General features: G+C 58.7%; 12 protein-coding genes. 9 read left to right on the plus strand and 3 right to left on the minus strand.

Annotated features, from left to right (window positions below):
• Positions 1-8: 8 nt before the first annotated feature.
• From HX786_RS27465 to HX786_RS27475, 3 genes are all read right to left on the minus strand, one after another.
• Positions 9-281, minus strand: coding sequence for a TfoX/Sxy family protein (locus HX786_RS27465; protein ID WP_003212140.1), 273 nt, complete (start codon positions 279-281; stop codon positions 9-11).
• A 200-nt stretch (positions 282-481) separates the two neighbouring features.
• The gene (locus tag HX786_RS27470) at positions 482-826 is read right to left on the minus strand and encodes a pentapeptide repeat-containing protein (protein ID WP_008436884.1); all 345 of its coding nucleotides are present in this window, start codon (positions 824-826) and stop codon (positions 482-484) included.
• A gap of 94 nt (positions 827-920) precedes the next feature.
• Positions 921-2,477: a bifunctional aminoglycoside phosphotransferase/ATP-binding protein gene (locus HX786_RS27475; RefSeq protein WP_003212136.1), complete on the minus strand. Its 1,557-nt coding sequence runs from the start codon at positions 2,475-2,477 to the stop codon at positions 921-923.
• Positions 2,478-2,595: 118 nt separating this feature from the next.
• On the opposite strand from HX786_RS27475, the gene mrcB reads away from it, so the two are divergent.
• The 9 genes from mrcB to msrQ all read left to right on the plus strand — a co-directional run bounded on the left by mrcB (position 2,596) and on the right by msrQ (position 12,422).
• A complete protein-coding gene (gene mrcB / locus HX786_RS27480; RefSeq protein ID WP_003212132.1) occupies positions 2,596-4,920 on the plus strand; it encodes a penicillin-binding protein 1B in 2,325 nt (774 codons plus the stop codon).
• 16 nt (positions 4,921-4,936) lie between these two features.
• Complete coding sequence (locus tag HX786_RS27485; RefSeq protein WP_008436887.1) at positions 4,937-5,677, plus strand: M48 family metallopeptidase; 741 nt, start codon at positions 4,937-4,939, stop codon at positions 5,675-5,677.
• Positions 5,677-6,006, plus strand: a complete 330-nt coding sequence (locus HX786_RS27490) for a YqcC family protein (protein WP_003212129.1) — start codon at positions 5,677-5,679, stop codon at positions 6,004-6,006. The genes HX786_RS27485 and HX786_RS27490 overlap by 1 nt, the downstream gene beginning before the upstream one ends.
• A 431-nt stretch (positions 6,007-6,437) precedes the next feature.
• Positions 6,438-8,162: an acetolactate synthase 3 large subunit gene (locus HX786_RS27495; RefSeq protein WP_008436892.1), complete on the plus strand. Its 1,725-nt coding sequence runs from the start codon at positions 6,438-6,440 to the stop codon at positions 8,160-8,162.
• A gap of 2 nt (positions 8,163-8,164) precedes the next feature.
• Positions 8,165-8,656: an acetolactate synthase small subunit gene (gene ilvN, locus HX786_RS27500; RefSeq protein ID WP_003176102.1), complete on the plus strand. Its 492-nt coding sequence runs from the start codon at positions 8,165-8,167 to the stop codon at positions 8,654-8,656.
• A 50-nt stretch (positions 8,657-8,706) separates the two neighbouring features.
• Positions 8,707-9,723 carry a ketol-acid reductoisomerase gene (ilvC, locus tag HX786_RS27505; RefSeq protein ID WP_003212125.1) on the plus strand — a complete coding sequence of 339 codons (1,017 nt, stop codon included), beginning with the start codon at positions 8,707-8,709 and terminating at the stop codon, positions 9,721-9,723.
• A gap of 144 nt (positions 9,724-9,867) precedes the next feature.
• Positions 9,868-10,725: a CDP-diacylglycerol--serine O-phosphatidyltransferase gene (pssA, locus tag HX786_RS27510; protein ID WP_003212123.1), complete on the plus strand. Its 858-nt coding sequence runs from the start codon at positions 9,868-9,870 to the stop codon at positions 10,723-10,725.
• A 63-nt stretch (positions 10,726-10,788) separates the two neighbouring features.
• Entirely contained in the window at positions 10,789-11,802 is a 1,014-nt protein-coding gene (gene msrP / locus HX786_RS27515; RefSeq protein ID WP_003212121.1) for a protein-methionine-sulfoxide reductase catalytic subunit MsrP, read from the plus strand.
• Positions 11,802-12,422: a protein-methionine-sulfoxide reductase heme-binding subunit MsrQ gene (gene msrQ, locus HX786_RS27520; RefSeq protein WP_178912871.1), complete on the plus strand. Its 621-nt coding sequence runs from the start codon at positions 11,802-11,804 to the stop codon at positions 12,420-12,422. Before msrP ends, msrQ begins: the two co-directional genes overlap by 1 nt.
• Positions 12,423-12,615: the final 193 nt, after the last annotated feature.

Below are 12,615 nucleotides of genomic sequence, written 5' to 3' on the forward strand. Positions count from 1 at the left end.
TTGGCATCTCAATTCTTTTGGCGTGCCGTCAGAGCGTCCAGCTGACGATTTAAAGCTTCCTTGCGTTCAACGGGAATGTCATTCCAGTGCACATCCATCAGCGCGCCTTCAATGGCATACAACAACACTTTGGATGCCCTGAAACCGCGGGTGCGTACGGCACGGTACGCGTCGACTGCCCCCAGGCGGCGTAGGTCGGACGCACTGTGGATGCCCACCGCATGCAGCCATTGCGCCGACGTCTTGCCAAGGTTTTTCAGGTGTTGCAGCTCATCATTCATCAAGCCTCCTTGCGACGGCCGAATGGTTCGGTGGGTATCGTGACCAGGCAAGCCTGAAAGGAGTGTAGCGCTCAGTAGGAAAAGCGTAGTTCTTTGGTCGGCAACGACCTAAAAGCTTCTAAGGCAGGCGGGGGTTTTAGCGTAGGAAAGGGTGAAGCCCCCGGTACGCCCTGTGCGTAGCCGGGAGCCGATGCAGCGGTTTAGCGAGTGCGGTAGCGCAGGCGTGTGCCGAAATTGACGGACATCAGGATCTCATCGGCGCTTAACTCAGGGGGGAAATAAGTGCCGGAGATCTGGGCATGCGCCAGGCTCGCCCCTTCCAGGGGACAGTCGCGCAAATCCAGGCCGCGCAAGTCGGCGGAGCGGAAATAAGCGTCGGTGAAATCCACGCCCTCGGCATTCAGGTCGCGCAGGTCCAGGCCGCGAAAGTCGCCACCGCGCATATCGATGGTGCCGTCTTTCGGACGCTCCTGGTTGAAGCCGCGGATATCATCTTTATGCAGAAGCGCGTACAGCGGGGTATCAAGTAGCTTCGGCTGGCTCACAATGGCGACTCCCGTGTTGGAATTATGGCGCCATTATAGTGCCACTATTTCTCGGCCGTGAGCCCCGGAAGGCTGCACGACCAAGAAATATTTCTTACAGCCCCGGCAGACGCTGGCGAATATGTGCCACCAATGCGTCCAGGGTCCCGCTTTCATTGGTCTCCACGCGCTTGCTGAGCAGCAACTCCTCGGCGCTGAGCGGGTCACGGGTGGCCTGCTGTTCTTCGATAATGGCCAGGGTGGCGTCGGAAGGGTCGTTCTTGTCCGCCTGACGTTGTGCCAGCCAAGCGGCGATTACCGCCTGTGGCGCATTGCAGTCAAGGATCAGGAATGGCGCGCCGGTGGCCTCGGCGATCTTGGCCGCCGCGTCGCGTTGTTCTCGCTTGAGGAAGGTCGCGTCCAATACCACCGGGAAACCGGCGCGCAGTACGGTGTCGGCGATTTCGTTCAGGCGCGCGTAGGTCGCGGCGCTGGCGTCTGCGGCGTAGATCCCGGCCTGCGGCGTGTTCTCGACCTTCTGCTCGCCGAACAGGCGCTTGCGCTCTACGTCCGAACGCAGGCGAATCGCCCCCAATGCTTCTACGAGGCGCATGGATACATGGCTTTTGCCAACGGCCGATACGCCATGGGTGATGGCCAGGAAGCGCGATGGGATGGTGCTGTAGCTTTCTGCCAGGTTGGCGTAGTTGCGGTACTGGCGCAGGGTGGTAGCGCGCTGCACCGCATCCGCCTCGGAAGGCATGCTGAACAGCGCGATCTTCGCGCGTACCAGGGCGCGGTAGGCTTTATAGAAGTTCAGTACTTCCAGGCCTTGATAGTCGCCGGTCAGCTCCAGGTACTGGCTGATGAAGCGTCGTGCCAGGCTCTTGAGGCCGCGGTCTTCCAGGTCCATCGCCAAAAAGCCGGTGTCGGCATACACGTCGGTGAAGCGGAACGGCTCGTTGAACTCGATGCAGTCGAAGATGACCACGTGGCCATCAATCATCGTGGCGTTGCCCAGGTGGATATCACCGTGGCATTCGCGGGTGAAGCCATTGAGCTTGCGTTGTTCAAACAGCGGCTTGAGACGCTCGAAACTGCTTTCGGCCCAGGCCTGCAAGGCATCCAGTTGTGCCAGGTCGGCCTTGTCGCTGAGGAACGGACGGATCTGCTCGAAGTTCTGCAGCACCGGTGCCATGACATCGTGCGGCGTGCCAGCAGAGTTAGTGGCCGGCACTTTCGGGGCATTCAGGTGAAAATGCGCGATCTGCCTGGCCATTTCGTCGATGTGTGCGCTGGTCAGTTCGCCGTTGGCCTGCAGAGTGCTGAGCAGTTGGCTTTGCGGGAACTGGCGCATTTTCAGCATGTAGTCGACCACCGGACCGTCGCCGCCCAACTGCGGTGCCTCGGCGCTGCCGGTGATCGGCAACACTTCAAGATACAAATCATCGGTCAGGCGCTGGTTGAGGCGCAGCTCTTCATTGCAGAAGTGTCCGCGGGCTTGCAGGGTGGTGAAATCGAGGAAACCGAAATTCACCGGCTTCTTCATCTTGTAAGCATAGGGCCCAGTGAGCAGGACCCAGGAAATATGGGTCTCGATGACTTGGAACTGATCCACCGGATGGGGAAACAGGGCCGGGTTTTGCAGGGCAGCAATCAGGGACTGGCTCACGGGCGATCCTTCAGAGTCTGGGAAAATTCATGGCGGGCATTATGGCTCCTACAGGCGGTCGTGCAAACCGCTGTCCGGCTCATGTTGGTCATCAATAAAGTGCGTATAATCCGCCGCCATGACTCGTACCCGATCTCCCCGTTCCCGTAAAAAACCTCCTTCCCGCGGCCTGCGCCCTTGGCTGGGCTGGGCGCTTAAGCTCAGCCTGGTAGGGCTTGTCGTGATCGCCGGCTTCGCGGTTTACCTCGATGCCGTGGTCCAGGAGAAGTTCTCCGGCAAGCGCTGGACCATTCCGGCCAAGGTCTACGCGCGCCCGCTGGAACTGTTCAGCGGCCAGAAGCTGAGCAAGGATGACTTCCTCACCGAGCTCGATGCCCTGGGCTATCGCCGCGAACCCGTGAGCAATGGCCCCGGCGCCGCTGCCGTCAGCGGCAACACGGTTGACTTGAACACCCGCGGCTTCCAGTTCTATGAAGGCCTGGAAAAACCCCAGCCGGTGCGCGTGCGCTTCTCTGGCGACTACGTAGCCGAACTGTCCTCGCTCAACGGCTCGAAGTTGCCGGTGGTGCGCCTGGAACCCTTAATGATCGGTGGGATTTATCCGAAAAACCTGGAAGACCGCATCCTGATCAAGATCGATCAGGTGCCGCCTTACCTGCTGGATACCCTGATCGCCGTCGAAGACCGGGATTTCTACAGCCACTGGGGCGTATCACCGAAGTCCATCGCGCGCGCCCTCTGGGTCAACACCTCCGGCGGCAAGATGACCCAGGGCGGCAGTACGCTGACACAGCAATTGGTCAAGAACTTCTACCTGACCAACGAGCGCAGCCTGACCCGCAAGCTGACCGAAGCCATGATGGCGATGCTGCTGGAGCTGCACTACAGCAAGCAGGAAATTCTTGAGGCGTACCTCAATGAAGTGTTCGTTGGCCAGGACGGTCAGCGTGCCGTCCACGGTTTTGGTCTGGCCAGCCAGTTCTTCTTCGGCCAGCCGTTGTCCGAGCTGAAGTTGCACCAGGTGGCGCTGCTGGTGGGCATGGTCAAGGGGCCGTCCTACTACAACCCGCGTCGCAACCCGGAGCGGGCGCTGGAGCGCCGTAACCTGGTGCTGGATGTACTTGAGCAGCAAGGTGTCGCCACCCCTGAACAAGTGGCCGCCGCGAAGAAAATGCCACTGGGTGTAACCACCCGCGGCAAGCTCGCCGACAGCTCCTTCCCGGGCTTTATCGACTTGGTCAAACGCCAACTGCGTGAAGACTACCGCGACGAAGACTTGACCGAAGAAGGCCTGCGGATCTTCACCAGTTTCGACCCGATCCTGCAGATGAAGGCCGAAGCGTCGGTCAATGACACCTTCAAACGCCTGACAGGTCGTAAAGGCTCTGACGACGTCGAGGCTGCGATGGTGGTGACCAACCCGGAAACCGGCGAAGTCCAGGCCATGATCGGCAGTCGCCAGGCCAGCTTTGCCGGGTTCAACCGGGCGCTGGACGCGGTGCGGCCGATTGGCTCGCTGGTCAAGCCGGCGGTGTACCTGACCGCGCTGGAAAAACCGAGCAAGTACACGCTGACCAGTTGGCTGTCCGATGACCCGCTGTCGGTCAAAGGAGCTGATGGCCAGATGTGGACGCCGCATAACTTTGATCGTCGCTCCCACGGTACGATTTTCCTGTACCAGGGCTTGGCGCATTCCTACAACATCTCGACTTCCCGCCTCGGCCTTGAGCTGGGCGTGCCGAACGTGCTCAAGACGCTCGGCCGGTTGGGCATCACTCGTGAGTTCCCGGCGTTCCCATCGATGCTGTTGGGTGCGGGTGCGATGAGCCCGATGGAAGTGGCGACCATGTACCAGACCCTGGCCAACGGTGGCTTCAATACGCCGATGCGTGGGATCCGGAGCGTGTTGACGGCCGAAGGCGAACCCCTCAAGCGTTATCCGTTCCAGATTCAGCAACGCTTTGACCCGGCCTCGATCTACCTGATCCAGAACGCCATGCAGCGCGTGATGCGCGAAGGTACCGGGCGCTCGGCCTACAACGTGCTGCCGGCCAACCTGACACTGGCTGGCAAGAGCGGTACCAGTAACGATTCGCGGGACAGCTGGTTCGCAGGGTTCAGCCAGGACCTGCTGGCAGTGGTTTGGCTGGGGCGTGATGACAACGGCAAGACGCCGTTTACCGGTGCCACCGGCGCGTTGCAGGTATGGACCAGTTTCATGAAAAAGGCCGATCCACTGCCGCTGAACATGCCGCAGCCGGACAATATCGTCCAGGCCTGGATCGATCCGCACACCGGCCAGGGTTCCGATGCCAACTGTCCGGGCGCGGTGCAGATGCCGTATATTCGCGGCAGCGAGCCACCACCCGGTGCAGCGTGCGGTGCCAGTGCGCCCGCCAGTGCTGAATCGGTGATGGATTGGGTCAAGGGCTGGATGAATTAAGCAAAGAGGGTTTCACGTGAACAAGTTGTTGATTCCAGCTATTACAGTTTTGGCATTGCTCGGTGGTTGCGCCAGCGTGGAGCGGGGCTCTATTCCGGTGGTGGACTCCAGTACAACGGTGTCCAACAACGACCGGATCTCGGCCAACGGCGGCTTCCGCCAAACCGTTACCAACCGTCCTGCCCAGGCCCGGCCCCAGGCGCAAGCCGTGCCTCAGGATTCTGGTGTAGTGGTGATGATCCCGGGTGGCGGCGCTGCCACCTCGGCTCCGATCAGTACTCAGCCGTGGACCCCAGGCCCAAGTACATCGGGCCCGATCGACGCCACGCCGATTCAAACGGCACCGATCAACCAGGGCACCTACAACATGCCGTCGACGCCGAGTGGAATTCCTTCCGCCAGCAGTGCCGGCGGTCTGTCAGCCGATGAGCAGTTGGATGGCCCGGTGCTGGCGTTGCTCACCACTGCCCAACAGCAGCAGTCGGGCGGCGATTTGAACGGCGCATCGTCGAGCCTCGAGCGCGCCCAGCGCGTGGCACCGCGTGAACCGCAAGTGCTATACCGCCTGGCTCAGGTTCGCATGGCCCAGGGCGATGCCCCGCAAGCAGAACAATTTGCCCGTCGCGGCCTGACCCTGGCCAATGGCCGTCCAGACCTGCAGGCTAGCCTGTGGAGCTTGATCGGTGATGCCCGCGAGAAGCAAGGCGATGCTGCCGGCGCCGCCCAGGCTCGGCAAAAAGCCAAGGTAAGCCTCTGATGGATGCACGCTTTCCGGCGATTGCCGAACAGTTGTTGTTGATCGAGCGCGAACTGCGCTTGCAGGGCTGGTGGGACGAAGTGTCCCCCAGTGCTGAAGCCTTGAGCAGTGTTGAGCCGTTTTCCGTCGACACGCTGGACTTTCACCAGTGGCTGCAATGGATTTTCCTGACGCGGATGAAGCAAATCCTCGAACAGGACCTGCCATTGCCCAATGCGTCGGGGATTCTGGAGATGGCCGAGATGGTTTACGCCGATCGGCCACTTGAGAGCCTTGGCCTGCGGACTGCGCTGAAAAAGTTCGATCAACTGATCGTCGACGCTCGTTAATTGCCTGGCTGCCGGTTTTTCCGGCAGTCTTGCGCATATTTCTACCGCTTTGCGCCATTCAGGCGAGTTTTATCCCTCCTCAAGCCCCTTTCTTCTACGTTCTCATGCGCTTAGTTGGAAAAAAGCGCAATTATTGCTTGACTTGGAGGGGCTGAAACAGAAGAATCCAAAGTCCGCTGTAGAGGGACTGCCAGAAGCAGACCCACTCAGCAGATCATGAGGCGCATACCCGCGCCGACCTGTTACACCCGCAACGCGTTACCTCGCGCTGGGTGGGAAAATCCCGCAACACTTGGGACGCTCCCAATACTTGCTCAGTCAGTGCTGACGTAGTCGGCGACCACCGTCGCTCATGCTCTGCTGAGAAGTAAACCTATTAAGACCCGTCGGTTTTTAACGGACGGTATTCTGGCGTTTTAGAGGTGAACAACGTGGAGCTTTTATCTGGCGGTGAGATGCTCGTCCGCTTTTTGCGTGACGAAGGCGTCGACTATATCTACGGGTACCCAGGTGGTGCTCTGCTGCATGTCTACGACGCACTGTTCAAGGAACCGGCTGTTACCCACATCCTGGTTCGGCACGAACAAGCTGCTACCCATATGGCTGACGGTTACGCCCGTGCCACCGGTAAAGCCGGTGTGGTACTGGTGACTTCCGGCCCTGGCGCGACCAATGCCATTACCGGCATCGCGACGGCCTATATGGACTCCATCCCGATGGTGATCATTTCTGGCCAGGTGGCGAGCACCATGGTCGGTACCGATGCATTCCAGGAAACCGACATGATCGGTATTTCCCGGCCGATCGTGAAACACAGCTTCATGATCAAGCATGCCTCGGAAATCCCGGAAGTCATGAAGAAGGCGTTCTACCTCGCACAGTCCGGTCGCCCGGGTCCTGTGGTGGTCGATATCCCGAAAGACATGACCAACCCGGCGGAAAAATTCGAATACATCTTCCCGAAGAAAGCCAAGCTGCGTTCCTACAGCCCGGCCGTTCGCGGGCACTCGGGGCAAATCCGCAAGGCGGCAGAAATGCTGTTGGCGGCCAAGCGTCCGGTGCTCTACTCGGGTGGTGGGGTGATTCTGGGTGGCGGTTCTGCACCGCTGACCGAACTGGCCAAGCTGCTCAACCTGCCAGTCACCAACACCTTGATGGGCCTTGGCGCGTTCCCGGGTTCGGACCGTCAGTTCGTCGGCATGCTCGGCATGCACGGCAGCTACACCGCCAACCTGGCCATGCACCATGCTGACGTGATCCTCGCCGTCGGTGCGCGGTTCGATGACCGGGTGATCAATGGCGCGAGCAAGTTCTGCCCGAATGCCAAGATCATCCACATCGATATCGACCCGGCATCCATCTCCAAGACCATCAAGGCCGACGTGCCTATCGTTGGTCCTGTGGAAAGCGTGCTGACCGAAATGGTCGCTGCGCTGAAGGAAATCGGCGAAGCCCCGAACAAGGATTCCGTTGCCAGCTGGTGGAAGCAGATCGACGAGTGGCGCGGTGATCGCGGCCTGTTCCCTTACGACAAGGGTGATGGCAGCGTCATCAAGCCACAGACCGTGATCGAAACCCTGTGCGAAGTGACCAAGGGCGATGCCTTTGTGACCTCCGATGTGGGCCAGCACCAGATGTTCGCGGCGCAGTACTACAAGTTCGACAAGCCTAACCGCTGGATCAACTCCGGTGGCCTGGGCACGATGGGCTTTGGTTTCCCTGCGGCCATGGGTGTGAAGCTGAGCTTTCCGGATACTGACGTTGCGTGCGTCACCGGCGAAGGCAGTATCCAGATGAACATCCAGGAACTGTCGACCTGCCTGCAATATGGCTTGCCGGTGAAGATCGTCTGCCTGAACAACGGTGTACTGGGCATGGTTCGCCAGTGGCAGGACATGAGCTACGGCAGCCGTCACTCCCACTCCTACATGGAGTCTCTGCCTGACTTCGTCAAATTGGTTGAAGCCTATGGCCATGTCGGCATGCGCATCACCGATCTGAAGGATTTGAAGCCGATGATGGAAGAGGCGTTCGCCATGAAGGACCGCCTGGTGTTCCTCGATATTCAGGTCGACACCAGCGAGCACGTCTACCCGATGCAGATCAAAGACGGCTCCATGCGCGATATGTGGCTGAACAAGACGGAGCGTACCTAATCATGCGGCACATTATCTCCCTGCTTCTGGAGAACGAACCGGGCGCTCTGTCACGTGTGGTCGGACTGTTTTCGCAACGCAACTACAACATCGAAAGCCTGACGGTGGCGCCGACCGAAGACCCGACCTTGTCGCGTCTGACGCTGACCACCGTTGGCCATGATGAGGTGATCGAGCAGATCACCAAGAACCTCAACAAGCTGATCGAAGTGGTCAAGCTGGTCGACTTGTCGGAGAGTGCCCACATCGAGCGTGAGCTGATGCTGGTCAAGGTCAAGGCCACGGGGGCACAACGGGCCGAGATCAAGCGCACTACCGACATTTATCGCGGGCAGATCGTCGATGTGAGCGCCAGCGTTTATACCGTTCAACTGACCGGTACAAGCGACAAGCTGGACAGCTTCATCCAGTCGATCGGGACGGCCTCGATTCTGGAAACTGTACGCAGTGGCGTCACCGGGATTGCTCGTGGCGACAAAGTACTCAGCATCTAACTCAAATTTAGCGAATGGCCTTAAACGGCCTGGATATATAGAGGAACCTCATGAAAGTTTATTACGATAAAGATTGTGACCTGTCGATCATCCAGGGCAAAAAAGTCGCCATCATCGGCTACGGTTCCCAGGGCCACGCCCAAGCGTGCAACCTGAAAGATTCCGGCGTTGACGTGACCGTTGGCCTGCGCAAAGGCTCGGCCACTGTTGCCAAGGCTGAAGCCCACGGCCTGAAAGTGACTGACGTTGCTTCTGCTGTCGCTGCTGCCGACCTGGTCATGATCCTGACCCCGGACGAGTTCCAGTCCGCGCTGTACAAGAACGAAATCGAGCCGAACATCAAGAAGGGCGCCACCCTGGCCTTCTCCCACGGCTTCGCGATCCACTACAACCAGGTTGTGCCGCGCGCCGACCTCGACGTGATCATGATCGCGCCGAAAGCACCGGGCCACACCGTGCGCTCCGAGTTCGTCAAAGGCGGCGGTATCCCTGACCTGATCGCGATCTACCAGGACGCCTCGGGCAACGCCAAGAACGTCGCACTGTCCTACGCTGCTGGCGTGGGTGGCGGTCGTACCGGCATCATCGAAACCACCTTCAAGGACGAGACTGAAACCGACCTGTTCGGCGAACAAGCCGTTCTGTGCGGCGGTACCGTTGAGCTGGTCAAAGCCGGTTTCGAAACCCTGGTTGAAGCTGGCTACGCGCCAGAAATGGCCTACTTCGAATGCCTGCACGAACTGAAGCTGATCGTTGACCTCATGTACGAAGGCGGTATCGCCAACATGAACTACTCGATCTCCAACAACGCCGAATACGGCGAGTACGTGACTGGCCCGGAAGTGATCAACGCCGAGTCCCGTCAGGCCATGCGCAACGCCCTGAAACGTATTCAGGACGGCGAATACGCCAAAATGTTCATCAGCGAAGGTGCAACCGGCTACCCTTCGATGACCGCCAAGCGTCGTAACAACGCCGCTCACGGTATCGAGATCATCGGCGAGCAACTGCGCTCCATGATGCCGTGGATCGGTGCCAACAAGATCGTCGACAAAGCCAAAAACTAAGTCGTACGGATCAAGGGAAAACGCGGCTTAGGCCGCGTTTTTTCGTTTGCGGGGCAGGTTCTGGTATAAAGCTGCATCGTTTGCGGGCGAACACTCGCCGCAAGTTTCTGTCGAAATTTTTCACACCGTTGCAAGGTAAAGTCCATGAGCGAACGTCCCGAAGAGCCAAACCAGGCCTCTGACGCCGAAAGCCTGCTACCGATCGATGAACATGTCGAAGAAGGGCACGATGCTGAAGGCCGTAAAGTCCGGCATCGTGGCATCTATCTTCTGCCCAATCTGTTCACCACTGCGAACCTGTTCGCGGGGTTCTACTCCATCATCAATTCCATGAGTGCCCAGAGTGCGTTGGCGGCCGGCGATGCGGCCGGGGCCAGCAAGTACTTTGGTTTTGCCGCGATAGCGATCTTCGTCGCCATGGTCCTTGATGGCCTGGATGGCCGGGTTGCGCGGATGACCAACACCCAGAGTGCCTTTGGCGCCGAGTATGACTCGCTGTCGGACATGGTTGCCTTCGGTGTGGCGCCGGCGTTGCTCGCATTTGCCTGGGCGCTGGGTGATATGGGCAAGGTTGGCTGGATGGTTGCCTTCATCTATGTGGCGGGCGCGGCATTGCGTCTGGCGCGCTTTAATACCCAGGTGGGGACTGCCGACAAGCGCTACTTCATTGGCTTGGCCAGTCCGGCTGCGGCGGGTGTGGTAGCCGGTATTGTCTGGGCATTCAGCGACTACGGTATCCAGGGTTCCAAGATGTCGTTCCTGGTGGCCTTGATGGTTGCGGCGGCCGGCATGCTGATGGTCAGCAATATCAAGTACAACAGCTTCAAGGAGCTGGATCTCAAAGGGCGTGTGCCGTTTGTGGCTATCCTGGCAGTGGTGCTGGTGTTTGCCGTGGTCTTCAGTGATCCGCCGCGAATCCTGCTGCTGGCTTTCCTTGTGTATGCCGCGTCCGGCCCGGTGCAGTACCTTCTGCATCTTCGTCAGCGCAAAACGTTGCCTTAATGTAATTTCCCCCATACTCCGCAGTCTATTGGTGCATCTGTCCTCCAAAGCTGCGGAGTTGCCATGTTAATCAAGTTTCCCAAAGCGTCTGATTGCCAAGAATCGGATGTCACGCCTGAATCCCTCTATTTCTCTCGCCGCAGCTTGCTCGGTGGTGCGCTTGCCGGCCTGGCTGCCAGCAGCCTGCCGCGTTGGGCCAGTGCGGATGATGCGGCACGTTATGCCGATGTCGAGCCGGGCAATGCACCTGGCTGGTTTGCCGAAAAGCTGCCGGGTACCAAATGGCAGGCGATTACCGTCAAGGACGAGGCCATCACCCCTTTCAAGGACGCAACCCACTACAACAACTTCTATGAGTTCGGTACGGATAAGGGCGACCCTGCAGCCAATGCCGGGTCTCTGAAGACTGAGCCGTGGAGTGTGGTGATAGATGGTGAGGTCGCCAAACCTGGGCGCTATGCGCTTGAAGACTTCATGAAGCCCTATCAGTTGGAAGAGCGAATCTATCGACTGCGCTGTGTAGAGGCCTGGTCGATGGTCATTCCGTGGATAGGGTTCCCTATATCGGAACTGCTCAAGCACGTCGAGCCGACCTCGAACGCCAAGTACATTCGTTTTGAAACCCTGCAGGACCCCAAGAGCATGCCGGGGCAGCGGTCCAACTTCGCCTTGATCGACTGGCCTTATGTAGAAGGGCTGCGATTGGATGAGGCGATGAATCCCCTGGCGATCCTTGCGGTGGGCATGTATGGGCGGGAGCTGCCGAACCAGAACGGCGCGCCGTTGCGGTTGGTGGTGCCGTGGAAGTACGGATTCAAGAGCGTCAAGTCGATCGTGCGCATCAGCCTGGTCAGCGAGCAGCCGAAAACCACCTGGCAAAGTATTGCCGCGAGTGAGTATGGGTTTTACGCAAATGTGAATCCTACCGTCGACCATCCGCGTTGGACCCAGGCGCGGGAGCGGCGGTTGCCCAGCGGGCTGTTCAGTCCCAATGTGCGTGAGACACAAATGTTCAACGGCTACGCCGATGAAGTCGCTTCTCTTTATACGGGCCTCGATCTGCGGAAGAACTATTGATGCGCTATCCGATCTGGCGCATCGGCGTCTTTATAGCAGCGGCGGTGTGGCCGCTGTTCTGGCTGTACGAGGCCTGGAGCTTTGCGCTGGGACCTGACCCGGGCAAGGTGGTGATGGATCGGCTCGGGCTTGGCACCTTGATTCTGTTGTTAATAACCCTGGGTATGACACCGTTGCAGAAGCTCAGTGGTTGGGCGGGGTGGATCGCCGTGCGACGGCAACTGGGATTGTGGTGCTTTGCCTATGTGGTTTTGCATCTCGCTGCTTACTGCGTGTTTATCCTTGGGTTGGATTGGTCGCAGTTGGGGGTTGAGCTACGGAAGCGGCCTTACATTATTGTGGGTACCTTGGGATTCCTTTCTCTATTGGTGCTGGCAGTCACCTCCAACCGATACAGCCAGCGTCGCCTTGGTGCGCGCTGGAAGAAACTGCATCGTTTGGTTTACGTGATTCTCGGGCTTGGTTTGCTGCATATGTTGTGGATCGTGCGGGCAGATCTGAAGGAGTGGGCTATCTATGCATCTATAGGGGTGGTGCTTCTGGTCCTGCGTATACCGCCGGTGACGCGCCGAATTCCCCGTCTTATTGCTAAAAAACCATCTTCTGCAACAAAAGCGTAATTAACCCTTGACGGCAGATTCTGGAAGTCTATAATTCGCCCCACTTCCGGCGCAGTCGAAACGGAAAACTCCTTGGTAAACAATGAGTTATGTGGGTTTCGACAGCGGGTTGCTTCAGATCATCGAAGCCCAGAAGGAGTTAGTAAGGCAGTGTTGTTTGGCCCTATTAACGGTTCGATCTTCTCGGTCGAAA

Origin of the sequence: Pseudomonas sp. 21615526, assembly GCF_013386245.1 — a bacterium.
Taxonomy (GTDB): Bacteria; Pseudomonadota; Gammaproteobacteria; order Pseudomonadales; family Pseudomonadaceae; genus Aquipseudomonas.

Coding starts and splice junctions, on each gene's coding strand:
- msrQ (WP_178912871.1), top strand. CDS start 11,802: ATGCGCTATCCGATCTGGCGCATCGGCGTCTTTATAGCAGCGGCGGTG.
- msrP (WP_003212121.1), top strand. CDS start 10,789: ATGTTAATCAAGTTTCCCAAAGCGTCTGATTGCCAAGAATCGGATGTC.
- mrcB (WP_003212132.1), top strand. CDS start 2,596: ATGACTCGTACCCGATCTCCCCGTTCCCGTAAAAAACCTCCTTCCCGC.
- ilvC (WP_003212125.1), top strand. CDS start 8,707: ATGAAAGTTTATTACGATAAAGATTGTGACCTGTCGATCATCCAGGGC.
- HX786_RS27490 (WP_003212129.1), top strand. CDS start 5,677: ATGGATGCACGCTTTCCGGCGATTGCCGAACAGTTGTTGTTGATCGAG.
- HX786_RS27465 (WP_003212140.1), bottom strand. CDS start 281: ATGAATGATGAGCTGCAACACCTGAAAAACCTTGGCAAGACGTCGGCG.
- ilvN (WP_003176102.1), top strand. CDS start 8,165: ATGCGGCACATTATCTCCCTGCTTCTGGAGAACGAACCGGGCGCTCTG.
- pssA (WP_003212123.1), top strand. CDS start 9,868: ATGAGCGAACGTCCCGAAGAGCCAAACCAGGCCTCTGACGCCGAAAGC.